The sequence below is a fragment of the Nonomuraea sp. NPDC001831 genome, from assembly GCF_042892035.1.
GTDB lineage: Bacteria > Actinomycetota > Actinomycetes > Streptosporangiales > Streptosporangiaceae > Nonomuraea.
In genome coordinates this window covers 143,979-165,004 of record NZ_JBIATU010000011.1, presented here as the reverse complement: position 1 = coordinate 165,004, position 21,026 = coordinate 143,979, and the positions used below count along the sequence as shown (strand labels likewise).

Genomic DNA, 21,026 nt, shown 5'->3' with positions numbered 1-21,026 from the left:
CGCGTGGTGCGGACCCGCCCTGATGGCAGCCACGGGCATCACAGCCCGTAGCTGACCACCCAGTATCCGTTGTACCGTCCGCCGTAGCAGGCCAGCCTGGTCGGGCTGTGCCAGCTACGTACGACGGCGCCACCGCCGAGACGGCAGCGCAGCGAGGTCACGTACCGGTAGTTGTAGCCCCAGTCGCGGTCGCCGTCCCGGTAGCGGTCGTCGTCGTCACGCTCCTCGTTCCGGTAACGGTCGTCGTCGCCGTCCTCGTCGCGGTAGCGGTCGTCGTCCTTGTACCGGTCGTCGTCGTCCTTGCAGTGGTCGTCGTCCTTGTCGCCGTCCCAGCGGTTGTCGTCCCAGCGGTGGTCGCCGTGGTGCCGGTCGTCGTCGTCCTTGCAGCGGTCGTCGTCCTTGTCGCGGTCGCCGTCCCAGGGACGGTCGCCGTCCCACTGGTGGTCGCCGTGGTGCCGGTTGTGGTGGTGGCCGTGCCACCACGGGTCGTCGGCGCCGATGTACGGACCCCTGATGTCGTACTCCGGAGCCACGTACGAGAACGGCTCGGGACGCGGGTCGGCGGCAGCCGGACCGGCGGTGACGAGCGGAAGGGCGCCGGCGGTGGCGCAAGAGACAAGTGTTGCGATAAGTCGTCGCATCACACCGATCCAATCACTGTCGATGATCTAACCGCTACAGATAGTAACCGCAGGTCAGCGACTTGAAACGCGGCCCGGAGGGCTCCGGGGCACCCCGTCGGCAGCCCTTTGCGCGCCGAACGGCAGGCAACAGAATCCCTCAAGACCCCTTGACTTCGCACGCAAATCGACGGACGATCCTGTTCGATTCGGTCGGATCATGTTGGGTCCTCACCCCTCGGTGTTGAAGGAGTCCCATGCGTGCGATCCTTCGGTCAACCCTCGCCCTGGCCCTCACCGCGACCTGCCTGACCGCCGTCGCCGGCCTCGCGCCACCCGCCGCCGCTCTGGACAACGGCCTGGCCAGAACGCCCCAGATGGGGTGGAACGACTGGAACAGCTTCGGCTGCTCGGTCAGCGACACCCTCGTCAGGCAGACGGCCGACGCCATGGTCGCCTCCGGCATGGCCGCGGCCGGCTACACCTACGTCAACATCGACGACTGCTGGTCCACCAGGACCCGCAACGCGGCCGGCGACCTCGTCCCCGACCCGCAGAAGTTCCCCGGCGGCGTCAAGGCCGTCGCCGACTACGTGCACGGCAAGGGGCTCAAGCTCGGCATCTACTCCTCGGCCGGCACCACGACCTGCGCGGGCTACCCGGCCAGCCTCGGCAACGAGCGCAGGGACGCGGCCCTGTGGGCGTCCTGGGGCGTGGACTACCTCAAGTACGACAACTGCGGCGACCACCTCGGGCAGAGCGCGCAGCAGCGCTACACCGCCATGCGCGACGCGCTGGCCGCCACCGGCTGGCCCATCCTCTACAGCCTGTGCAACTGGGGCCAGGACAACGTCTGGACCTGGGGCATGCCGGTCGGCAACTCCTGGCGCACCACAGGCGACATCCAGGCGAACTGGGGCTCGGTCATGGGCATCCTGGACAGCCAGGCGGGCCTCGCGGCGTACTCGGGGCCGGGCGGCTGGAACGACCCGGACATGCTGGAGGTCGGCAACGCCGGGCTCACGGCCACCGAGTCGCGGGCCCACTTCAGCCTCTGGGCGCTGCTCAACGCGCCGCTCGTCGCGGGCAACGACCTGCGCTCGATGAGCGCCGACACGCGGGCGATCCTGACCAACGGCGAGGTCATCGCCGTCGACCAGGACTGGGGCGGCCGGCAGGGGCACAAGATCGCCGACAGCGGAGACCTGGAGGTCTGGCGCAAGCCGATGGCCGCGACCGGCACGGGCACGGGCTCGGTCGCCGTCGTGCTGCTCAACCGGGGCGGCGCCACGGCCACCGTCTCCACCACCGCCTCCGCGCTCGGCCTCGGCGCCGCCGCCGGCTACTCCGTACGCGACCTGTGGGCCCACACGACCGGCTCGTCGGCGGGCACGATCAGCGCCTCAGTCCCGGCCCACGGAGCCGCCATGTACGTCGTCACCGGCGGCGGCACGCCCCCCGCGGCCACCGCGCTCAAGGGCGCCGGCTCCGGCAGGTGCCTGGACGTGCCCGGCGCGTCCCAGACCGGCGGCACCCAGGTCCAGATCTGGGACTGCAACGGCGGCGCCAACCAGCAGTGGACCCCCACCACCGCGGGCGAGCTGCGCGTCTACGGCGGCAAGTGCCTCGACGTGTACGACCGCGGCACCGCCGACGGCACCCGCGTGATCATCTGGGACTGCAACGGCCAGACCAACCAGCAGTGGCGGCTCGGCGCCGACGGCACGGTCACGGCCGTCGGCGCGAACAAGTGCCTCGACGTGCCGGGCAACGCCACCGCCAACGGCACCCGGCTCGTCATCTGGACCTGCCACGGCGGCGCCAACCAGCGGTGGACCCGTTCCTGACCCGCTCCGGCCGCCCAGCGGTGGACCCGGGCCGGATCCCGCTCCGGCCGTGCGCGACCCGGACCACCCGCTGGAGCAGGCCGTGCCCAGGCCCACCTCAGGCCCCCTCAGGCCACGCGCAGGACGATCTTCCCCTGGATGTGGCCCCGCTCGGCGCGTTCGTGCGCCTTCGGGGCCTCCTCCAGCGGGAAGACGCTGTCGACGCCGACGCGCAGCCGCCCGGCGTCGATCAGCTCGGCCAGCGCGGCCATCTGGGCCCCGTCGGAGTGCACCTGGCCGCCGCGGCGCTCGATGCCGCGCCGGGCGAGCTCCTCGTCGTGGTAGTCGCCGAAGAAGACCGGGCTGAGCGTGCCGCCGTCCTTGAGCGCGGGCAGCAGCGTGTGGCCGCCGGGGCCGCCCACGGTGTCGATCAGGCAGTCCACGTCGCGCACCGCGTCCTGCGGCCGGACCCGGGTGTAGTCGACGAACTCGGCCACGCCCAGGTCCTTCAGGAACGCCTCGTGCCGCCCGGAGGCGACGCCGATGACGTGCGCGCCGAGGTCCGCGGCGAGCTGGACGGCGAAGTGTCCGACGCCGCCGGCCGCGCCGTTGACCAGGACCCGGCTGCCGGGCCGCAGCCCGATGATGTCGTGGACGTACTGGTAGGCGGTGAGCCCGGCCATCGGCACCGCGGCGGCGGTGACGTGGTCCACCGAGGCGGGCTTGCGGGCCAGGTGGCCGGCCGGGGCGGTGGTGTACTCGGCGTACCCCCTGCCGCCCTCGTCGCCGACGCGCGGGAAGCGGACGAGGCCGTACACCTCGTCGCCCTCCCGCCACTCGGTGACGCCGGGGCCGACGGCCGTCACGACGCCCGACACGTCCGAGCCGGGGGTGAAGGGCAGCGGGATCTCCGGCCGCATCGACGGCGGGATGTTGGCGAACCCCCGGCGGGCGTACCAGTCGGGCGGGTTGAGCGCGGCGGCGCGCACCCGCACCAGGACCTCGCCGGCCTGCGGCACGGGCCGGGGCACCTCCTCCAGGCGCAGGACCTCGGGGCCGCCGGTCTCGTGCACGCGGATGGCCTTCATCATCGATTCTCCTCGGGGAGACGGGCGCCGCTATGATGCGGAGCAGTGTTCCGGATCATAACCGGAGCACTGCTCCGCTTGTCAATCGCCGGAAGGTATCGGATGACCTCCACACCCCGGACCCAGCGCGCCGACGCCCAGCGCAACCGGGAGCGCATCCTGGCCGTGGCCGCCGCCGTCATCGAGGAGCAGGGCACGGAGGCGTCCCTGCGCGACGTCGCGCGCCGCGCAGAGGTCGGCCTCGGCACCCTCTACCGGCACTTCCCGACCAGGGAGGCGCTGCTGGAGGCGCTGCTGCGGCAGCGCTTCGACCTGCTCGCCGAACGCGCCAGGGCGCTGGCCGGCGCCGCCGCGCCGCACGAGGCGCTGGTGGAGTGGCTGCGCTCGTTCGTCGAGGGCGCGGGCGCCTACCGGGGGCTGGCCGCCTCGATGATGGCCACGATCAACGACGAGGGCTCGCCGCTGCACGCCTCCTGCCACGCCATGCGCCAGGCGGGCGGACGGCTCCTGGAACGCGCCCAGGCGACCGGCGAGGTGCGCGCCGACGTGACCGGGCTCGACCTGTTCGCGCTGGCCAGCGCGGTGAGCTGGATCGCCGACCAGGCACCCTCGCTGGCCGCCCGCGGCGACCACCTGTTCGGCCTGATCATGGACGGCCTGCGCCCCCAGGAGCGGCTCACCGGCCCGGCGCCCACCCCGGCGGCGCCAGCCTGACGTCGAACTCGACCTCCTCGTACGGCCCCTCCATCCCCCAGCCGCCGGCACCCGGCACCGGCCGCCGCACCAGCTCGTCCTTGACCGCGAACGCGGCGTCGGAGCCCAGGTAGGGGTCGCCGGCCAGGAACACGTGGGTGGTCAGCGGCCGGTGGCCGGGCGCGGCGACCTGGTAGTGCAGGTGGGCCGGGCGCATCGGGTGCCGCCCGATCGCGGCCAGCAGCCGGCCGGCGGTGCCGTCGGTCGGCACCGGGTAGCTGCTCGGGCGGACCGTGCGGAACCAGTAGCGGCCCTCCGCGCCGGCGGTGAACAGGCCGCGCAGGTTGCCGGGCCGCTGGGCGTCGTCCTGGCTGTCGTAGAGGCCGTTGTCGGCCGCCTGCCACACGTCCACGGTCGCGCCGGGCAGCGGCGTGCCGTCGCAGGACAGCACCCGTCCGTGCACGACCATCGGCGTCCCGCGACCGCGCTCGGGGCCCTCGCTGATCCACGCGCCGGGCTCGCGCTGCGGGGCGGGGGAGTGGAAGGGGCCCTCGACCGAGGAGGGCGTCATGTTGTCGGGGCCGGCGTGGTTGACGTCGTCCACGGCGGAGGTGAGGCCGAGCATGTCCGACAGCAGCACGAACTCGTCGCGGTCCGGCGTGCACCACCGGCCGGTCTCGGCGAGGAAGGCGAGCCCGGCCCGCCACTCGGCCTCGGTGGGACGCACCTCGTCCACGAACGCGTGCAGGTGGGCGATCAGCGCGGAGACGATCTCGCCGACCCGCGGGTCGGGGGCGTCCACCTGGTCGAGCACCTGCCGCACGAGCTTGTCTGTCATGGCGACCGTCCTTGGCGGGGACCGTGGGGTTCATTATCGGCCTCCGGCCGGGGCCCGGGGAAGGCTCGGGCCAGCACGTGGAAGGCTCAGGCCAGCACGGGGGAGGCTCAGGCCAGCACGCGGACCACGCCGGCGAACAGGCGGGGCAGCCGGCGCGCCGCCGGGACCACCAGGCGGGCCGTGCCGGGGCGGCGGGCGGCCTGCACCAGCGCCGCCGTCAGCAGCCGGTGCGTGCGCGACAGCCGCAGCCACGCGCCGTCGTAGTCCTGCGGACGGTCCGCCGCCAGGCACCCGACCAGCAGCTCCGCCGAGCGCACGGCCAGCGAGACGCCCTCGCCGGTGAGCGCGTCCACGTAACCGGCGGCGTCGCCGACCAGCAGCACCCGGCCGGCGCGGCGGGAGCGCACCGCCTGGCGCAGCGGGCCCGCGCCCCGCACCGGGGTGACGGCCGGGCCGCTCAGGCGGCGGGCCAGCCCGGGGAAGCCGCGCAGGTGCTCCTCGAAGCCGCGCCGCGCCGAGCTGAGCACCGCGACGCCCACCAGGTCGTCGCCGACCGGCGTGACGTACGCCTCGCCCGCCCCCGACCAGTGGACCTCGACGAAGTCGCTCCACGGCTCGATCCGGTAGTGCCTGCGCAGGCCGTACCGGCGGGGGCCGCGTGCCGGCAGGTCGAGGCCGAGCGAGCGGCGCAGCGGCGAGTGCAGGCCGTCGGCGGCCACCAGCCAGCGGGCCCGCAGCCCGATCGCGCTCACGCCGTCGCGGTCCTGGTCGGCGCGGGTGATCCGGCCGGTGACCGTCTTGACGCCCAGCTCGACGGCCCGCTGCCAGAGCGCGGCGTGCAGGCTCGTGCGCCGGACGCCGAGCCCAGGCCCGGCGGCGAACGCGGCCCGCGCCTCCCGCCGCCCGTCGAGGTAGTGGATGCCGCGGAAGCCGCGGCCCTCGACCGGCGCGCCCATCGCGGCCAGCGCGGCCACCCCGCCCGGCATGACGCCCTCGCCGCACGCCTTGTCCACCGGCGCGGCGCGTGGCTCGACGACGACCGCCTCCATCCCGGCCAGCGCCGCGTGGATCGCCGTGGCCAGCCCCGCCGGCCCGCCGCCCGCCACCAGCACGTCGATCACCGGCCCGCCTCCCGGCCGTCCGCCGCCGGCACGTCGATCACCGGTTCACGCCTTGGCCGCGAGGGCGAGCGCGGCGTTCTCGCACCGGATGCGCACCACCATCAGCGCGGCGTTGAGCAGCGTGAACGCCAGCGCCGTCAGCCACGCCGTGTGCACCAGCGGCAGCGCCAGCCCCTCGGCCGCCACCGCCACGTAGTTGGGGTGCCGCAACCACGCCAGCCGGTACGGCCCCCGCCGCACCAGCGGCAGCCCCGGCACCACGATCACCTGCGTGTTCCACCGCGGCCCGAGCGCGGTGATGCACCACCACCGCAGCCCCTGGGCCGCCACGACCACCGCCAGCATCGGCCAGCCGAGCGCGGGCACGAACGGCCGCCCGGCCAGGGCCACCTCCAGCGGCGCGCACACCAGCAGCCCGGTGTGCAGGGCCACCATCCACGGATAGTGCCCCCGCCCGGTCACCACGCCGCCGCGCGCCATGCTCCACGCGGCGTTCCGCCTGGCGACGACCAGTTCGGCCAGACGTTCCAGGCCGACGAGCACGATGAGCACCAGATACCAGGTCACAGGCCAACCACCAGCCGATCGCAGGGACGGGGGACTACCAGCGCAGCAGCACGAGCTCGGAGCAGAAGCCGGGGCCCATCGCGATGACCAGCCCCCAGCTCCCCGGCGCGGGCGGTTCCCCGGCCAGGGTCTCGCCGAGCACGTGCAGGACCGAGGACGACGACAGGTTGCCGTTGGCCGCCAGCGAGCGCCATGTCACGTCGAGCGCGCCCACGGGCAGCTCCAGCACCTCCGACACCGCCTCCAGCACCTTCGGCCCGCCCGGATGGCACACCCAGGCCGTCACGTCCCCGGCGGTGATCCCGTGCTCGGCCAGGAACCCGTGCACGTCGTCGGCCAGGTAGCGGCGCACCACGGCGGGGACGCTGGCGTCCAGCATGACCCGGAACCCGGTGTCGCCCACCTGCCAGCCCATGACGTGCTCGGAGCCGGGATACAGGTGGCTGCGGGTGGCGACGACCGTGGGCCCGGCGGGCCCGGCGGCGGGCCCGGACGTGCCCCGCCCGCCGCCGCTGGCGACCACGGCCGCCGCGCCGTCGCCGAACAGCGCGCTGGCGACCAGGTTCGCGGGCGAGGAGTCGCCGCGCTGCAGGGTCAGCGAGCACAGCTCCACCGACAGCAGCACGGCCACGTGGTCCGGCCAGCCGCGCAGGTAGTCGTGCAGCCGGGCGATGCCCGCCGCGCCCGCCACGCAGCCCAGGCCGAAGACGGGCACCCGCTTGACGTCGGGACGCAGCCCGAGCCCGGCGGCCAGCCGGGCGTCCACGGACGGCGCGGCGATGCCGGTCACCGACGTGAACATGATCAGGTCGACGTCGGTCGGCTCCAGCTCGGCGGCGTCCAGGGCGGCCTTCACGCTCTCCAGCCCCAGCTCGACCGCGACGGAGACGAAGGCGTCGTTGGCCGCGCCGAAGCCGTTCAGCTTCTCGTAGCGGTCGATGGGCAGGGCGAGGTTGCGGTGCTCCACGCGGGCGCTGCGGTGCAGACGGTCGAGCAGGCGGCGGTCGGCGCCTTCGGGCAGGCACAGGCGGGCGGCCATGTCGGTGAGCTCGGACTGCGGGTAGCGGTGGGGAGGGAACGCACAACGGACTGCGGAGATTCGGGTCATGCAGTGCTCCCTCGACAGGTCGCCCACAACATCCACTCCCCGCACGCTTCCCGCAAGGATGGTCATTTAAGCCATGGGCGGCGCGTGGGAATTCTCGTCCGGGATCTCCCGGTCTACGATCACCGTGTGACCGACCCGGATCCCGCGGCCGCCGCCGTCGTGCGCGGCGGGCCGGTCCGCACGGCCGTCGCGCTGGCGCTGGCCTGCCATCCGGGCCCGACCGTGGCGGTGACCGCCCTGGTCACCGCGCTGGCCGTGGCGGCGGGCCGGGACCCGGCCGGCTGCGTCCTGGTGGCCGCCGCGGTGCTGGCCGGGCAGTTGTCGATCGGCTGGTGCAACGACGCGCTCGACGCCGGGCGCGACGCCGCCGCCGGTCGCACGGGCAAACCGGCCGCCGACGGCACGGTGAGCGTGACGGCCGTTCGGGTGGCCGCGCTGACGGCCCTCGCCCTGTGCGTGCCGCTCTCCCTGGCCTCGGGCCGTACGGCGGGGCTGGCGCACCTGGCGGGCGTGCTGGGGGCCTGGGGGTACGACTTCGGCCTGAAGGCCACCGTCCTGTCGTGGGCGCCGTACGCCGTCGGGTTCGGGGTGCTGCCGGCGTTCGTGACGCTGGGCCTGCCCGGGGAGCCGTGGCCGGCGTGGTGGGCGGTCGCCGCGGCGGCGCTGCTGGGCGTGGGCGCGCATCTGGCCAACGTGCTGCCCGACATCGAGGGCGACCTGGCGACCGGCGTGCGCGGGTGGCCGCAGCGGCTGGGGGCGGCGCGCGTACGGCTGCTGGCGCCGGTGCCGCTGCTGGCCGCCACCTGCCTGCTCGTCCTCGGGCCCGCGGGCGGCCCGGGGGTGGCGGGGTGGGCGGCCATGGCGGCCGCGGTGCTGCTCACGGCCGGGGGAGCGCTGCTGGCCGGCCGGTCGGCGCGGGCGCCGTTCGTCACCGCCGTCGCCGTGGCGGCCGTGGACGTGCTCCTGCTGCTCGCCAACGGCGCCACCCTGACCGCCTGAGCCACGGCGCGGCCCTGACGGTCTGAGCTGCGGTGCTGCGCTGACTGCCGAGCCGTGGTGCTGCGCTGACGGCCCGAGTGTGGGTCAACCGTGGCGGGGCAGGCGTGCCGCGCCGCGCAGCCAGCGCAGGCCCACGGCCAGGGCCAGCGGCGCGGGCACCGTCCCGGCGCCGAGCCCGACCTCCACCAGCAGGTCGAACACCTCCTTGCGGCGCGCGGCGGTCGCGATCGCCGCGTCGATGAACCCTGGCGACTGGGCCAGCCGGGCCAGCACGTCGGTCGTGCGCAGGTGCCGCCCCAGCGCGCCGCGCAGCTTGGCCCGGTACCGCGCCAGGGGGTCGCCCGGCGTCTCGGCCGCCGCCTCGACGACGGCCTCGGCCGCCAGCCGTCCCGACAGCAGCGCGTAGTAGATGCCCTCGCCGGTCAGCGGGTTGACCAGCCCCGCCGCGTCCCCGGCGAGCAGCACCCGCCCGGCGCCCGGCGCGGGCCGCCCGGTCGACAGCGGCAGGTGATGGGCGCGCAGGTCGCGCGCGGGCCGGTCGGGCAGCAGCTCGGCCAGCCTGCCGTGCAGCACCTGGCGGCCCGGCGCCCCCGCCGCCCGCAGCCGGGGCAGCAGCATGCCGAACCCGACGTTCGCGGTGCCGTCGCCGATAGGGAACGACCACGCGTAGGCCGGCCAGCCCGCCCGCTGCATCGCGATGAGCTGCACGTCATCGGCCTCGGGCACGTCGGCGTAGCCGCGCACGGCCAGGGCGGTGTGCCGCTCGCCCGCCGCGGGCAGTCCGATCAGCCGGCGCACCGCCGAGTAGGCCCCGTCGGCCGCCACCACCGCGCGGGCCCGCAGCCGCCCGTCCAGGACGACCCAGGACCCGTCCTGGGCCAGCTCCCTGACGCGGTGGCGGCGCACCTCGACGCCCCTGGCCCCGGCCGCCGCCACCAGCCGCGCGTCGAACACCCGGCGCGGCACCACGTGGTTGGGCCGGGCCGCCTCGGCCGAGACGCGCAGCCCGCCCGGCGAGACCACGGTCAGCCGGGGCGTGGGCCGGTAGTCGTCGATGAGATCCGGCAGGCCCAGCCGGGCCAGCTCGTCGCGCCCGTGCGCGGCGATGCCGTCGCCGCACGGCTTGTCGCGGGGGAAGCCGGCCCGGTCGAGCAGCACCACCCGCAGGTCCGGCCGCAGCTGGACGGCCCGCAGCGCCGCCGCCGAGCCCGCCGGTCCCGCGCCCACGACCGCCAGGTCCCATTCCTCACCCATGCGAGGTCTAGTCCCACCCGGTGCGGTGAAGGAAACCCGTTCCCGCCGGTGTCCCGTCCGGCGCGGCGGGGGAAGCCCGTTCCCGCCGGTGTCCCGTCCGGCACGGTGGGGGAGACCCGTTCCCCGCCGGGTCACGCCCGCGACAGCGCGCGGGCGGCGTGGATCAGAGGCACGTGGCTGAACGCCTGCGGGAAGTTGCCCACCAGGCGCCCGTAGCGCGGGTCGTACTCCTCGGCCAGCAGCCCGACGTCGTTGCGCAGCTCCAGCAGGCGTTCGAACAGCTCCCGCGCCTCCTCCTTGCGGCCCTGCATCGCCATCACCTCCACCAGCCAGAAGCTGCACGCCAGGAACGCGCCCTCACCGCCGGGCAGGCCGTCGACGTCGTTGTCGGCGGCCAGCGGATAACGCAGGACGAACCCGTCGGACATGAGCTCCTTCTCGATCGCCGCCACCGTGCCGGTCACCCGGGGGTCGTCGGGCGGCAGGAAGCCCACCACCGGGATCATCAGCAGCGCCGCGTCCAGCTCCGACGACCCGTACGACTGGGTGAAGGTGTTGCGGTGGGAGTCGAAGCCCTTGTCGCAGATCTCGGCGTGGATCGCGTCGCGCAGCGTGCGCCACCGGTCGACCGGGCCGGTGCGGCCGAAGCTCTCGACGTACTTGACGGCCCGGTCGAGGGCGACCCAGCACATCACCTTGGAGTGCACGAAGTGCCGGCGCGGGCCGCGCACCTCCCACAGGCCCTCGTCGGGCTCGTCCCAGTGCTCCTCCACGTAGTCGAGGAGCTGGCGCTGGATCGACCAGGCGCGCTCGTCGGCGGCCAGGCCGCGGGTGCGGGAGACGTAGAGGCAGTTCATCACCTCGCCGTAGACGTCGAGCTGGAGCTGCTGGACCGCCTCGTTGCCGATGCGGACCGGGCGGGAGCCCTCGTAGCCGTCCAGCCAGTCGAGGCGCAGCTCGGGCAGCCGGCGCTCGCCGGCGACGCCGTACATGATCTGCAGGTCCTGAGGACGCCCGGCGATGGTGCGCAGCAGCCAGGACCGCCAGTCGGCGGCCTCGTCGAGGTAGCCCGAGCTGATCAGCGCGTCGAGCGTCATCGTGGCGTCGCGCAGCCAGCAGAACCGGTAGTCCCAGTTGCGCACGCCGCCGATGTCCTCGGGCAGGGACGTGGTGGGCGCGGCCACGATGCCGCCGGTCGGCGCGTACGTCAGCCCCTTCAGCGTGATCAGCGACCGGGTCACCGCCTCCCGGTAGGGGCCCTGGTAGGCGCACTTGCCGACCCACTCGGTCCACATGGTCTCGGTCTCGGCGAGCTGCTCCTCGGCGTCGATGCGCGGCGGCATCGGCTCGTGGGAGGGGTGCCAGGTGAACACGAACGGCAGCCGGTCGCCCGCGTTGACGGTGAACGTGGCCCGGTGGGCGTAGTCGCCGCCCTTGAGCGGGACGGGGGAGTGCAGCCACACCGAGTCGGGGCCGCCGACGGCCTGCAGGTGGCCGTTCGTCCGGCGCACCCACGGCACGATGCGCCCGTAGTCGAAGCGCACGCGCAGCTGGGTGGAGACCTCGACGCTGCCCGAGACCCCCTCGACGATGCGCACGACGTCGGGGTTCCGGTCGCGCGGGGGCATGAAGTCGATCACCCGGACGGTGCCGGTCGGGGTGTCCCACTCGCTCTCCAGGATGAGCGTGTCGGGCCGGTAGCGGCGCCGGGTGGCCGGCCGCCGGGCCGCCGGGCCCGCCGGCCCCAGCCACCAGTGGCCGTTGCGCTCGCTGCCCAGCAGGGCCGCGAAGCACGAGGGGGAGTCGAACCTGGGCAGGCAGAGCCAGTCGATGGAACCGTCCCTCGCCACCAGTGCGGCCGACTGCATGTCTCCGATCAGCGCGTAGTCCTCAATCCGCATGCCGAAGACGCTACTCGCGCGCGGGTGATCCCGCGCCGGGTCGGGCCTGTCGCGTCAGGACGGCCCCGGCGCGGGATCACGACAAGGGGAACCAGCGGGTGAACAGCTGGGTCAGCGGGCCGATGGCGAGGGCGAAGACCAGCGTCCCGACGCCGACGCTGCCGCCGAGCAGCCAGCCCACGGCCAGCACGGTCAGCTCGATGAGGAAACGGGCCAGCCGGACGGACAGCCCGAGCCGCACCAGTCCGGTCATGACGCCGTCGCGCGGCCCCGGGCCCAGGCCCGCCCCGATGTAGAGCACGGTGGCCAGCGCGATCGCGACCACGCCGAGCGCCACGTACAGCGCCTGGACGGCCAGGTGGGACGGCGTGGGCAGCAGCAGGATCGCCGCGTCGGCGAACAGGCCGAGGAACACCACGTTGCTGATCGTGCCCAGGCCGGGCCGCTGGCGCAGCGGGATCCACAGCAGCATCACCAGGGCGCCGACGCCGATGATGACGGTGCCGATGGACACGTCCAGCCGCAGGGCTAGGCCCTGGTGGAAGACGTCCCAGGGGTCGTTGCCGAGGCCCGACTCCACCTGCAGCCCGATGCCGGCGCCGTACAGGGCCAGGCCGCCGTACAGGCGCAGGAGGCGGGAGGGGAGGGAACTCAGGCGGGGGACGGTTGCTTCGCTCATGATGGCCTCATGGTGGCAGGCCACCTGGTTGCCAAAACAGGGCCAATCAGCGAAAGTGGCCTTATGAGGCATTTGTCGGCTGTGCAGGTGGCAAGGCTGGTCGACGTCGATCCGGCCGCGCGCCCGTACTACCGCGCCCTGGCCGACGGCGTGCGCGCGCTCATCATGGACGGCCAGATCCCCGTACGCGTGCGCATGCCCGCGGAGCGCCACCTGGCCGAGACCCTGGGCGTCAGCCGCACCACCGTCACCTCCGCCTACGACCTGCTGCGCGAGCGCGGCTACCTGGACAGCAGGCAGGGCTCGGGAAGCTGGACCACCCTGCCCGACCCGGCCAGCACCCGCGAGAACCCCTGGCTGTCCACCGGCGACGACGGCCTGATCCAGCTCCACTGCGCCGCCCCGCCCGCGCCGTCCGCGTTGCGCGAGGCCATGGCCGAGGCCCTGGACGACCTGCCCAGGTACGGCATGGGCAACGGCTACGACCCCATGGGCCTGCCGGTCCTGCGCGAGCGCGTCGCCGCCCGCTACACCGAGCGCGGCCTGGCCACCCGGCCGGACCAGATCGTCGTCACCACCGGCTCCCAGCACGCCATCCAGCTCGTGGCCGGGCTGCTGATCGGCCCCGGCGACCCCGTCATGGTCGAGTCGCCGACCTACCCGCACGCCATCGACGTGGCCCGCCAGTACGGCGCCCGCATCGTGCCCTTCGGCATCTCGCACGAGGGCTGGCAGCCCGACCTGATGGCCGCCACGATGCGGCAGTCGGCCGCCCGCCTGGCCTACCTCATGCCCGACTTCCACAACCCCACCGGCGCCCTCATGGACGACGCCACCCGCGCCGCCGTCGCCGGCGCGGCCCGCCGCAACGACGTCGTCCTGCTGGTCGACGAGACCTGGAGCGAGCTGGCCCTGGACGACGTGCCGCGCACCGCGCCGATGGCCGCCTTCGACACCGACAGCCGGGTGATCAGCATCGGGTCGGCGTCCAAGTTGTGGTGGGGCGGCCTGCGCATCGGCTGGATCCGCACCACGGCCGCGCTGGCCCGCCGGCTGGCCCGGCACCGCGCGGTCGTCGACATCTCCAGCCCCGTCATGGAGCAACTGGTCACCGCCCGCCTGTTCGAGCGGATGGCGCAGACCCGGGCCGAACGCCTGCGCGGCCTGCGCGCCTCGCGGGACGCGCTGACCGCCGCGCTGGCCCGGCACCTGCCGGAGTGGACGTACACGCTGCCCGGCGGCGGCGGCACGCTGTGGGTGCGGCTCAACGGCGACACCTCCACCACGCTCGCCGACGCGGCCTTCTCCCACGGTGTGCGCCTGGCCCCCGGGCCGTGGTTCGGCCTGGAAGGCACGCTGGAGGGCTACCTGCGGCTGCCGTTCACCCTGCCGCCCGAGACCGTGGCCGACGCCGTCGCCCGCATCGCCCGCGCCCGTGCCCAGGGCCCCACCGGCGCCCGCCGCCACCCCGACTCGCTCGTGCCGATGGTGTGAGCGACTCGCCCGCGCGTGGTGCGGGGGCTGCTCGCGCGTGGTGTGGGGGCTAGGAGTGCTCCTCGGCGCCCTTGGCCAGGGGGGCCCGCCAGTTGCGGCGCATCGCGGTGATGCGCAGGCCGAAGGCCAGCAGCGCGGCGGCGAGCGTGGCCGGCCAGCCGTGCATCCCGGCCGTGGACAGGCCCGCCATCACGGCCGAGCCCAGCAGGGCGGGCACCGCGTAGAGCTGGCGGTCGTACAGCAGCGTGGGGATCTCGCCGGCCAGCACGTCGCGGATCACGCCGCCGCCGACGGCCGTCGTGACGCCGAGGATGGTGGCGTGCAGCGGGCTGAGTCCGTACTCCAGGGCCTTCTCGGTGCCGACGGCCGCGAACAGGCCGAGGCCGGCCGCGTCGAGCACCATGATGACCGGCATCACCCGGGCCACGTGCGGATGCCAGAAGAAGACGATCACCGTGGCGGCCACCGGCACCAGCACGTATCCCAGGCTCTGGAAGGCGGCCGGCCGCACGTTGAGAATGAGATCGCGGACCAGGCCGCCGCCGAGCGCCGTCATCTCGGCCAGGACGCCCATCCCGACCACGTCGAGCCGCTTGCGCACACCCATGAGCGCACCGGTCAGTGCGAAGACAAAAATACCGACAAGGTCGAGAATTTCAGACACGTTGGATGTTTTTACCGGATCGGCGGCATGGCCGCCGCATGGTAGTGCTCGGCCATGAGCACCCGCAGTTTCCGCGTGAACAGGAACAGCGCCGCCCCGGCCGCGATCGCCATGATCGCCAGCACCAGGTAGTACATCGGGTCGGACAGGTAACGGGTGAGCCGCCCCGTCTGGCCGCCGACCGCGTCGCCCACCGACACCGCGATGAACCAGATCCCCAGCATCTGCCCCTTGAACGCCTCCGGCGCCAGCTTCGTCGTCACCGACAGCCCGACCGGGCTCAGCGACAGCTCGCCGAACACCTGGATCAGGTAGACCAGCACCAGCCACCACACCGACACCCGCCCGCCGGTCGCCAGCCCGGCGGCGATCGCCATCACCACGAAGCTCAGCCCCACCATGACCAGCGCGAACCCGAACTTCTGCGGCGTGCTCACCCGCACCCCGAGCTTCACCCACAACGCCGCGAACACCGGCACGAAGATCATGATGAACAGCGGGTTGAACGACTGCGTCGTCGCCGCCTGGATCGGCACTCCGAACAGCTCCAGCCGGGTGTGGTCGGCGGCGAAGAACAGCAGCTTGCTCGGCGCCAGGTCGTAGATCATCCAGAAGATCGCCGCCGCCACGAACAGCCAGATGTAGGCCTTCATCCGGCTGCGCTCCTCGTCGGTGAGGCTGTGGCTGCCCAGCAGGATGTAGGCGAAGTAGACCACCGGCACGATCAGGATGACGATCGTGATCGCCAGCGCCAGACGGTCGATGGTGAGCGTGCCCGTGGCCGCCCACGCGCCGAGCGCGAGCGCGGTCACCGCCACGCCCGCCCCGGCCACCCGGCCGAACCGGCGGCGCTCGGGCGGCGTCAGCCGCACGCCGGGACGCTCCCCGACGCCGCGCAGGTTCCGGCCGCCCCAGACGTACTGCAGGAGGCCGAGGGCCATGCCGACGGCGGCGGCGCTGAAGCCCAGGTGCCAGCGGTCGCCGTCGGCCAGCCAGCCGACGACGAGCGGCGCGAAGAAGGCGCCCAGGTTGATGCCCAGGTAGAACAGGGAGAAGCCGGCGTCGCGGCGGCCGTCCTCGTCCTCGCCGTACAGGCGGCCGACCATGACCGAGATGTTCGGCTTGAGCAGGCCCGTGCCGCTGATGATGAGCAGCAGCCCCAGCCAGACGAAGAACGACGTCGTCACCGGGATCGCCATGCTGATGTGGCCCAGCATGATGACGAACCCGCCCCAGAACACCGACCTGCGCGCCCCGAGCACGCGGTCGGCGATCCAGCCGCCGGGCAGCGCCACCAGGTAGATCAGCGCCCCGTAGACGCCGACCACCGCCTGCGCGGTCTCCTGCGACATGCCGAGGCCCTTGTGGGCGGGCGAGGCCGCCATGAACGTGGCCAGGATCGCCCGCAGGCCGTACCAGCTGAAGCGTTCCCACATCTCCGTGGAGAACAGGGTCGCCAGCCCCCACGGATGCCCGAAGAAGGTCCTTCCGCCCTTGCTCATGCCCGTCCCCCCGAGACACGTACGGCACCTGAACGATCACTCTACGTGACCGGGCCGACTGTTTCCCGCGGGGGTCTTGCCGCTGCCCAGAGGGTGTGGTGCGATGCATGCCACCTGTGCAAGTGATTACTGACTGGAGGCGGGTGCCATGGCCGAAGTCCTCGACGTACGGGCCGACATCGAGCGGGAGATCGCCGGTCGCACCGTCTGCGAACAGCTCAGGCAGGTCGCCGCCGAGCACCCCGACGCACCCGCGTACTCCGACCCCGAGGGCTCCGGCGGCTGGACCACGCTGACCTACGGCCAGGCGCGGCGGCGCATCCTGGAGATCGCGGCCGCCTTCGCCGCCCTCGGCCTGCAGCGCGGCGAGTCCGTCGCGATCATGATGGTCAACCGCAGCGAGCACGTGCTGGCCGACCTCGGGGCGGTGCACGCCGGCGGCGTGGGCTGCACCGTCTACTCCACCTTCGCGCCAGACCAGATCGCGTTCGTGGCCGCCGACGTGGGCGCCCGCTTCGCCGTGCTGGGCGGCCCCGCCGAGCTGGCCCGCTGGCAGCCGGTGCTCGACCGGCTCGACGGCCTGCGCCGGATCATCATGCTCGACGGCGCCCCCGACGACGAGCGGTTCCTGTCCTGGGCCGACTTCCTCGACCTGGGCCGCGCCCGCCTGGCCGAGGACGAGGCCGCCGTCGAGGCCCGCGCCCGCGAGGTGGCCGCCGGCGACGTCGTCACCGTGCTCTACACCTCGGGCACCACCGGCATGCCCAAGGGCGTGCCGCTCACCCACACCAACGTCTTCTACGAGGCCGCCGCCACCGACCGCATCACCTCGCTGCCGACGCACGGCACCCAGATCTCCTACCTCACCTACGCCCACATCGCCGAGCGCATCCTCAGCCTCTACCTCCCGCTGGTCAAGATCTCGCACGTGCACTTCTGCACCGACCTGGCCAACCTCGGCGCCACGCTCGGCCAGGTCAGGCCGATGATGTTCTTCGGCGTGCCGCGCGTGTGGGAGAAGATGATGGCCCGGCTGCTGGCCGTGCTCGCCACCCAGCCGCCCGAGCAGCAGGCCGCCGTACGCGAGGCCATGGCGGCCGGCGCCGCCTACGTCGAGGCCGGCCAGTACGGCGGCACGATCACCCCCGAGATCCAGGCCGCCTACGACAAGGCCGACGCGGCCCTGCTGTCCGTCGTCCGCGGCATGATCGGCTTCGACCGCGCCGAGTGGACCGCGACCGGCGCCGCCCCCCTGCCCGCCGAGGTCCAGCACTTCTACGCCGGCCTCGGCCTCAAGGTCATCGACGTCTACGGCATGACCGAGACCACCGGCGCCTTCACCGGCAACAGCCCCACCTGCTACCGCCTGGGCACCGTCGGCAGGGCCGAGCCCGGCGTCGAGGTCCGCATCGCCGAGGACGGCGAGATCCTCACCCGCAGCCCGCTCAACACCGGCGGCTACCTCAACCGCCCCGAGGCCACCGCCGAGCTGCTCGACGACGACGGCTGGCTGCACACCGGCGACATCGGCACGGTCGACGACGACGGCTTCTACCGCGTCGTCGATCGCAAGAAGGAGCTCATCATCACCGCCGGCGGCGAGAACGTCTCGCCCGCCGAGATCGAGAACCACCTCAAGGAGCACCTGCTCATCGGCCAGGCCCTGGCCTACGGCGACAACCGGCCGCACCCGGTGGCCGTCCTGACCCTCGACGGCGAGACCGCGCCGGGCTGGGCGCAGGCCCGCGGCATCGCCTTCGCCTCCCTGGCCGAGCTGGCCGAGCACCCCGACGTCCTCAAGGAGGTCGCCGCCGCCGTCGAGGCCGCCAACGCCAGGCTGGCCAGGGTGCAGCAGGTCAAGCGGTGGGCGCTGCTCGGCACCGAGTGGACCGCCGAGACCGAGGAGCTCACGCCGAGCCTGAAGCTGAAGCGGCGCGTCATCCACGCCAAGTACGCCGACGTCATCGAGTCCCTCTACGGCGAGACGCGCTGACCCGCGGCCCCGGCGGCCCTGTCGGCTTTGCCATAAGGGGTGCGTGTCGCGGTCCTGGTCATGACCGGGCGGTTCCTAGCGTCTCGCTCATGACCAGAAGCCTCCTTCTCGTCTCGCTCGCGGCGGGGTCGCTCACGGCGCCCGTGCCTGCGTATCCCGCCGCGACCGAGCTCGCCATCCGCGCCATCACCGTACGGCCCGCGAACCCGGTCGTGGGGGCCCACGACTCGGTGAGCCTGGTGATCGACGTGATCGCGCGGGGCGCGCGCGGCAAGAACGGCGTCACCGTCAAGGTCGAGCCCGGCGCCCCGCCCGGCCCGCTGCTGTCGGCCAAGCCCCCGGTGGAGGACGCCTCCGACCTCCCGCCCGCCGCCGAACCCGGCCTCCAGCCTCCGGCCGTTTCCTGGCCCGAGTCGTCCTCTTCGCCCGCGGGGCCCGAGTCGTCGTCGGCGCCCGCCGGGTCCGCAGAGCCAGCCGGGTCCGCAGAGTCGGCCGGGCCCGCGGGGCCGTCCGGATCGTCGGCGTCGCCGGCCGGCCCGGCCGCCGCCACGCCGGGGAGCGCGTACGCGAACCCGGCTTCCGGCGGCCCGGTCGAGGGGCTGCGGGCCCTGATGCCGCTGCCCCTGACGGTCGCCGCCGAGCCCGGGGTCGACCTGCAGAAGGCCCCCTCCACCGGCACGCCGCCGCCCCGGCTGGTGTGGCGCCAGGGGGCGGTTCCGCCGGCCCGGATGGCGGCCGACTGGCAGACCTGGCGTTTCCTGCCCGACAAGAAGCTGAACCGCTTCTACCCGACCGGCACCTGGACGATCAGCGCCACCGCCAGGGACGCCGACGGCGCCACGGTCACCGAATACGCCTCCTTCGAGCTCAGGAGGGCGACCAGGCTGTCGTCCGTCCGGGTGGAGAGGTCGCCGAAGTCCGCCGGGGGTGTGCGCCTGCGCGGCTCGCTGACCAGGATCGACCCGCGCGGCTTCACCGACTTCGGGCCGTACGCCAAACAGCGGCTGCGCCTCCAGTGGCGTGGGGAAGGCTCGCCGGCCTGGGAGGACGTGGCCGAGACGACGACCGACGCGGCCGGGGCCTTCGTGCAGACCGTGCCGCCCAGGAGGGGCGGCCTGTGGCGCGTGCACTTCCCAGGAAACCCCCATTACGCGCCATACACCACTAAACCCCGACAAATCGCCAGTTAGCGTAATAAAACACGCGCAAAAAGTCGACGGGGTATTTGTCGTTATCCGATTGTGATGTGTCGTATCGCAACTTTTCTTTACCCTTCAGCGTCATTAGGCGTTGACGTGTCCCGTCCCTGGGGCGCGTCCGAGACGGGGAAGGATTTGTTTTTGATGATGCGACGTCTAGCCGCCGGACTGGCCGCGGCAGCCCTGGGCGCCACGATGGTGGCCACGGCCGCCGCGCCCGCCCTGGCGGACCCGGACCCCGATCCCGACTTCGCGGGTGGGAGCACGAGCCTCCAGCTCGACGTCAACCCCGAGCCGGCGCGGCGCGGCAGGGCCCTCGACATCCAGGGCAAGCTGTCGGTGTCCTGCGACGAGGACTACATCAGCGGGTTCGTCGCGGTGCACCACGCCGACTACTGCAAGGACAGCGAGCGCTGGCACCGTCTGGCGTGGAAGCGGGTCGTGATCCTCTTCCAGGCCGACGGCAGCGGCGAGTGGGACTACGTCGAGTCGGTGCGGACGAACCGGGACGGTTCCTTCCGCACCAGCGAGCGGGCCTACACCTCGGGCACCTGGCGTGCCGTCTTCGAGGGCTCCAGGTACCTGGCCCCCTCCGAGGGCAAGGACTGGGTGAAGGTCTACGGCGGCCGCCGCCACTAGCGACACCAGGCGCAAGCCGCCACTGGCGACACCAGGCGGAAGCCCGGCCTCGCGGCCGGGCTTCCGGCATGTCCGGGGCGGTTCCCGGGCCCGCCGTCGCCGAGCGGCGGGGAGCTGAGGGGGAGCTGCGGGCGGCGCGTGCCCTGACGGCGCCGGTTCAGTAACCCACGGCGACCTGAACCCGGTGGTGCCGCGGGTCCTCGATCTCGGCCACCACCGCCGCCGCCAGATCGGCGTAGGAGAACACCGGCCCGCCCTCCTCGGCGGCCATGACCTGGTCCCCGCCGAAGCGGTGCCGTCCGCTGCGCTCCGCCCGGTCGTCCAGCACCACCGGCGGCGGCGCGATCACCACCCAGTCCAGCGCCCCGCCCTCCTCGCGGAACACCTCCAGCTCGGCGGCGTGCCCGAGGGAGAACGTCCGGGCGTCCTCGGGGAAGCCGGGGGTGTCCACCAGCCGCGTGCCCGGCGCGACCTCCAGCAGGGTGCCGATGCCCACCGCCACCAGCCGGGGCACGCCCGCCGCGGCCAGCCCGCCGGTCAGCGCCCGCGCCGCCGCCGTGTAGAACTCCGCGGACGGCACGTCCAGCCGGACGCTCGCCTGCACCGCCACGTCGTGCCCCGCCGCGACCGCCGCCACGCTCTCCCGGTCGGTCACGTCACCGGCGACCACGCGCACGCCGTCGCCGGACGGCCCCGCGTACCGGGCCGGGTCGCGGACCACGGCCGTCACCTCGTGCCCGCGCTCCAACGCCTGCCCGACCACCCGCGCGCCGGTCCGTCCGCCGCCGCCGAAAACCACGATCCTGCTCATCGTCCACCATTCCGTCCAGCGGCCGGCACA

19 protein-coding genes are annotated in these 21,026 nt (G+C 73.8%); 7 read left to right on the top strand and 12 right to left on the bottom strand.

Annotation, left to right across the window (positions count from 1 at the left end; all coding sequences use genetic code 11):
• Positions 1-38: 38 nt before the first annotated feature.
• A complete protein-coding gene (locus ACFYYW_RS31695) occupies positions 39-641 on the bottom strand; it encodes a hypothetical protein (RefSeq protein ID WP_364419860.1) in 603 nt (200 codons plus the stop codon).
• A 236-nt stretch (positions 642-877) separates the two neighbouring features.
• On the opposite strand from ACFYYW_RS31695, the gene ACFYYW_RS31690 reads away from it, so the two are divergent.
• Positions 878-2,467, top strand: coding sequence for a glycoside hydrolase family 27 protein (locus tag ACFYYW_RS31690; protein ID WP_387654057.1), 1,590 nt, complete (start codon positions 878-880; stop codon positions 2,465-2,467).
• Positions 2,468-2,574: 107 nt separating this feature from the next.
• Here ACFYYW_RS31690 and ACFYYW_RS31685 read toward each other — a convergent pair whose 3' ends face one another.
• Positions 2,575-3,537, bottom strand: coding sequence for an NADP-dependent oxidoreductase (locus ACFYYW_RS31685; RefSeq protein ID WP_387654055.1), 963 nt, complete (start codon positions 3,535-3,537; stop codon positions 2,575-2,577).
• Positions 3,538-3,636: 99 nt separating this feature from the next.
• Between ACFYYW_RS31685 and ACFYYW_RS31680 the strand changes: the two genes are divergently transcribed.
• Positions 3,637-4,248: a TetR/AcrR family transcriptional regulator gene (locus ACFYYW_RS31680; RefSeq protein WP_387654053.1), complete on the top strand. Its 612-nt coding sequence runs from the start codon at positions 3,637-3,639 to the stop codon at positions 4,246-4,248.
• Here the strand turns inward: ACFYYW_RS31680 and ACFYYW_RS31675 are convergent.
• The 4 genes from ACFYYW_RS31675 to ACFYYW_RS31660 form a co-directional block, all read right to left on the bottom strand.
• The gene (locus ACFYYW_RS31675; protein WP_387654050.1) at positions 4,211-5,065 is read right to left on the bottom strand and encodes a dioxygenase; all 855 of its coding nucleotides are present in this window, start codon (positions 5,063-5,065) and stop codon (positions 4,211-4,213) included. The two genes, ACFYYW_RS31680 and ACFYYW_RS31675, sit on opposite strands and share 38 nt — an antisense overlap.
• A gap of 107 nt (positions 5,066-5,172) precedes the next feature.
• On the bottom strand, positions 5,173-6,186 hold the full coding sequence (locus tag ACFYYW_RS31670; protein WP_387654048.1) for an NAD(P)/FAD-dependent oxidoreductase: 1,014 nt from the start codon (positions 6,184-6,186) through the stop codon (positions 5,173-5,175).
• A 45-nt stretch (positions 6,187-6,231) separates the two neighbouring features.
• Positions 6,232-6,753 carry an isoprenylcysteine carboxyl methyltransferase family protein gene (locus ACFYYW_RS31665; protein ID WP_387654045.1) on the bottom strand — a complete coding sequence of 174 codons (522 nt, stop codon included), beginning with the start codon at positions 6,751-6,753 and terminating at the stop codon, positions 6,232-6,234.
• A 34-nt stretch (positions 6,754-6,787) separates the two neighbouring features.
• Positions 6,788-7,861 carry a type III polyketide synthase gene (locus tag ACFYYW_RS31660; protein ID WP_387654043.1) on the bottom strand — a complete coding sequence of 358 codons (1,074 nt, stop codon included), beginning with the start codon at positions 7,859-7,861 and terminating at the stop codon, positions 6,788-6,790.
• Positions 7,862-7,987: 126 nt separating this feature from the next.
• On the opposite strand from ACFYYW_RS31660, the gene ACFYYW_RS31655 reads away from it, so the two are divergent.
• Positions 7,988-8,860, top strand: a complete 873-nt coding sequence (locus ACFYYW_RS31655) for a UbiA family prenyltransferase (RefSeq protein ID WP_387654041.1) — start codon at positions 7,988-7,990, stop codon at positions 8,858-8,860.
• 84 nt (positions 8,861-8,944) lie between these two features.
• Here the strand turns inward: ACFYYW_RS31655 and ACFYYW_RS31650 are convergent, their stop codons facing one another.
• From ACFYYW_RS31650 to ACFYYW_RS31640, 3 genes are all read right to left on the bottom strand, one after another.
• Positions 8,945-10,114, bottom strand: a complete 1,170-nt coding sequence (locus ACFYYW_RS31650) for an NAD(P)/FAD-dependent oxidoreductase (RefSeq protein WP_352327319.1) — start codon at positions 10,112-10,114, stop codon at positions 8,945-8,947.
• Between the two features lie 131 nt (positions 10,115-10,245).
• On the bottom strand, positions 10,246-12,015 hold the full coding sequence (locus ACFYYW_RS31645) for a glycoside hydrolase family 15 protein (RefSeq protein WP_387654038.1): 1,770 nt from the start codon (positions 12,013-12,015) through the stop codon (positions 10,246-10,248).
• Positions 12,016-12,091: 76 nt separating this feature from the next.
• Positions 12,092-12,694 carry a hypothetical protein gene (locus ACFYYW_RS31640; RefSeq protein ID WP_352327321.1) on the bottom strand — a complete coding sequence of 201 codons (603 nt, stop codon included), beginning with the start codon at positions 12,692-12,694 and terminating at the stop codon, positions 12,092-12,094.
• A gap of 87 nt (positions 12,695-12,781) precedes the next feature.
• On the opposite strand from ACFYYW_RS31640, the gene ACFYYW_RS31635 reads away from it, so the two are divergent.
• Entirely contained in the window at positions 12,782-14,188 is a 1,407-nt protein-coding gene (locus tag ACFYYW_RS31635; RefSeq protein WP_387654035.1) for a PLP-dependent aminotransferase family protein, read from the top strand.
• 49 nt (positions 14,189-14,237) lie between these two features.
• Here the strand turns inward: ACFYYW_RS31635 and ACFYYW_RS31630 are convergent, their stop codons facing one another.
• Entirely contained in the window at positions 14,238-14,852 is a 615-nt protein-coding gene (locus ACFYYW_RS31630) for a trimeric intracellular cation channel family protein (RefSeq protein WP_352327323.1), read from the bottom strand.
• An 11-nt stretch (positions 14,853-14,863) separates the two neighbouring features.
• Complete coding sequence (locus tag ACFYYW_RS31625) at positions 14,864-16,354, bottom strand: peptide MFS transporter (RefSeq protein WP_387654032.1); 1,491 nt, start codon at positions 16,352-16,354, stop codon at positions 14,864-14,866.
• A 148-nt stretch (positions 16,355-16,502) separates the two neighbouring features.
• Here ACFYYW_RS31625 and ACFYYW_RS31620 point away from each other — a divergent pair, with 148 nt between their 5' ends.
• The 3 genes from ACFYYW_RS31620 (at position 16,503) to ACFYYW_RS31610 (ending at position 20,185) form a co-directional block, all read left to right on the top strand.
• On the top strand, positions 16,503-18,347 hold the full coding sequence (locus ACFYYW_RS31620) for an AMP-dependent synthetase/ligase (RefSeq protein WP_387654029.1): 1,845 nt from the start codon (positions 16,503-16,505) through the stop codon (positions 18,345-18,347).
• Between the two features lie 89 nt (positions 18,348-18,436).
• Positions 18,437-19,537: a hypothetical protein gene (locus ACFYYW_RS31615; protein WP_387654026.1), complete on the top strand. Its 1,101-nt coding sequence runs from the start codon at positions 18,437-18,439 to the stop codon at positions 19,535-19,537.
• 153 nt (positions 19,538-19,690) lie between these two features.
• A complete protein-coding gene (locus tag ACFYYW_RS31610) occupies positions 19,691-20,185 on the top strand; it encodes a hypothetical protein (protein ID WP_387654024.1) in 495 nt (164 codons plus the stop codon).
• Positions 20,186-20,342: 157 nt separating this feature from the next.
• Here ACFYYW_RS31610 and ACFYYW_RS31605 read toward each other — a convergent pair whose 3' ends face one another.
• Positions 20,343-20,996 (bottom strand): NAD(P)H-binding protein, encoded by a 654-nt coding sequence (locus tag ACFYYW_RS31605; RefSeq protein ID WP_352330880.1) that lies wholly within the window; start codon positions 20,994-20,996, stop codon positions 20,343-20,345.
• Positions 20,997-21,026 lie beyond the last annotated feature (30 nt).

Excerpts from the sequence above, each read along its gene's own strand:
- ACFYYW_RS31685 (WP_387654055.1), bottom strand. The coding sequence starts at position 3,537 with ATGATGAAGGCCATCCGCGTGCACGAGACCGGCGGCCCCGAGGTCCTG.
- ACFYYW_RS31610 (WP_387654024.1), top strand. The coding sequence starts at position 19,691 with ATGATGCGACGTCTAGCCGCCGGACTGGCCGCGGCAGCCCTGGGCGCC.
- ACFYYW_RS31675 (WP_387654050.1), bottom strand. The coding sequence starts at position 5,065 with ATGACAGACAAGCTCGTGCGGCAGGTGCTCGACCAGGTGGACGCCCCC.
- ACFYYW_RS31620 (WP_387654029.1), top strand. The coding sequence starts at position 16,503 with ATGGCCGAAGTCCTCGACGTACGGGCCGACATCGAGCGGGAGATCGCC.
- ACFYYW_RS31605 (WP_352330880.1), bottom strand. The coding sequence starts at position 20,996 with ATGAGCAGGATCGTGGTTTTCGGCGGCGGCGGACGGACCGGCGCGCGG.
- ACFYYW_RS31690 (WP_387654057.1), top strand. The coding sequence starts at position 878 with ATGCGTGCGATCCTTCGGTCAACCCTCGCCCTGGCCCTCACCGCGACC.
- ACFYYW_RS31625 (WP_387654032.1), bottom strand. The coding sequence starts at position 16,354 with ATGAGCAAGGGCGGAAGGACCTTCTTCGGGCATCCGTGGGGGCTGGCG.
- ACFYYW_RS31615 (WP_387654026.1), top strand. The coding sequence starts at position 18,437 with ATGACCAGAAGCCTCCTTCTCGTCTCGCTCGCGGCGGGGTCGCTCACG.
- ACFYYW_RS31650 (WP_352327319.1), bottom strand. The coding sequence starts at position 10,114 with ATGGGTGAGGAATGGGACCTGGCGGTCGTGGGCGCGGGACCGGCGGGC.
- ACFYYW_RS31645 (WP_387654038.1), bottom strand. The coding sequence starts at position 12,015 with ATGCGGATTGAGGACTACGCGCTGATCGGAGACATGCAGTCGGCCGCA.
- ACFYYW_RS31695 (WP_364419860.1), bottom strand. The coding sequence starts at position 641 with ATGCGACGACTTATCGCAACACTTGTCTCTTGCGCCACCGCCGGCGCC.
- ACFYYW_RS31680 (WP_387654053.1), top strand. The coding sequence starts at position 3,637 with ATGACCTCCACACCCCGGACCCAGCGCGCCGACGCCCAGCGCAACCGG.
- ACFYYW_RS31640 (WP_352327321.1), bottom strand. The coding sequence starts at position 12,694 with ATGAGCGAAGCAACCGTCCCCCGCCTGAGTTCCCTCCCCTCCCGCCTC.
- ACFYYW_RS31660 (WP_387654043.1), bottom strand. The coding sequence starts at position 7,861 with ATGACCCGAATCTCCGCAGTCCGTTGTGCGTTCCCTCCCCACCGCTAC.